Below are 462 nucleotides of genomic sequence, written 5' to 3'. Positions count from 1 at the left end.
AGCCATTCACCAACTAACCCACTAGGGGCCAGCATGAAAGCAAAGCGCAAAATCGAGTATCACGGGGACATTAACCCGGAACACGGGGGCTATCTTTATAGCCTGCATACGGCGCGCGACGGCTGGGGTTATATCAATGTCGTGCGAATTTTTCCGTGTGTTGACGCGGGGCTCGCGGAAAATGAATTCTGGGTTGAGCGCCTGACCGTGAATTTGCCCGATGACCCGGTAACGGAAGCGGACGTGTTGTCCGTTATCGGCCTGTCACTGGCTGAGTACGAGGCGGAAACCAATGAGGAAATGCGCCTCTGTACCATGCTTGATGCGTGTCTCGCCTATGGGAAGTATGACAAGGACGGAGACGATGCGGTGCGGATCGGGAAACGTGACCGGCTTGCGCGCGAGTGCCTAGAAGATGCCGTTGTTAACGTGCAGCTTCGCGGTAACGCCACAATCATTAAC

The 462-nt window shown here is 55.2% G+C and carries 1 protein-coding gene; it reads left to right on the top strand.

Going from position 1 to position 462, the window contains the following annotated elements:
- Positions 1 to 33: 33 nt before the first annotated feature.
- Positions 34 to 462 (top strand): hypothetical protein (locus AC1RO3_RS08610; RefSeq protein ID WP_481764019.1); only part of this gene is annotated, 429 nt, incomplete at its 3' end.

This window comes from Dellaglioa sp. CoH-57-MRSF-19 (assembly GCF_056781975.1).
Note: the sequence above shows the minus strand (reverse complement) of the source record. Positions and strands in the feature narration are given on the sequence as shown.